Annotated in this window: 1 protein-coding gene; it reads right to left on the bottom strand. The window is 69.9% G+C overall.

Going from position 1 to position 532, the window contains the following annotated elements:
- Positions 1-532, bottom strand: a 532-nt coding sequence (locus EOA33_RS41245; RefSeq protein ID WP_245482617.1) for a von Willebrand factor type A domain-containing protein, incomplete at both ends; no start/stop codon positions are given.

The following is a 532-nucleotide window of genomic DNA, read 5'->3' as shown; positions in this document are numbered from 1 at the left end:
AGGAGGCGGTGTCGACGTCGATCGCGAAGGTCGAGACCGGGTCCTCGAGCGCGGCATGCACCGGGTTGGTCTTGAAATCCTCGACGCGGTCGCGGTTTTCCTCCTGTGGCCGAAATTGGTCGGCAGGCAGCGTCGACGGCTGCGCCATCAGCTTGGATTCGGCGGCGGTGCCGGGCACGCGGCCGGCGCGCGCAGCGTCCGCGGGGGCCGCGGCGCCGCCGTCGAGCGAGAGCTGACCGCTGACGGTCGGCGCGGGCGCCGGCTCGGTGCGCTGGAGCGCATCCTGCCGGACCAGGCCGCCGGCTTTCTCCGCTTCGGACTTCGGCGGCTGTGCCGGCGCGACCAGCACCTCGTTCAAACCGCGGCTTTCGCTATCGGTGTCCTTCTTCTGCTTGTCGGCCTCCGTCGGAGGGACCGGCTTCAGCGTCGCCGGTCCGTTCGTCGATGGCTTGTCGGCCAGCGTCTCGGTGATCTTCTCGTCGCCGCCAATCTGCGGTGGCGCCTCCCTCAGCATCTGCAAGGTGGCGTATCT

The sequence above is a fragment of the Mesorhizobium sp. M4A.F.Ca.ET.050.02.1.1 genome, assembly GCF_003997725.1.
Classification (GTDB): Bacteria; Pseudomonadota; Alphaproteobacteria; order Rhizobiales; family Rhizobiaceae; genus Mesorhizobium.
This window is presented reverse-complemented; position numbering and strand designations above follow the sequence as displayed.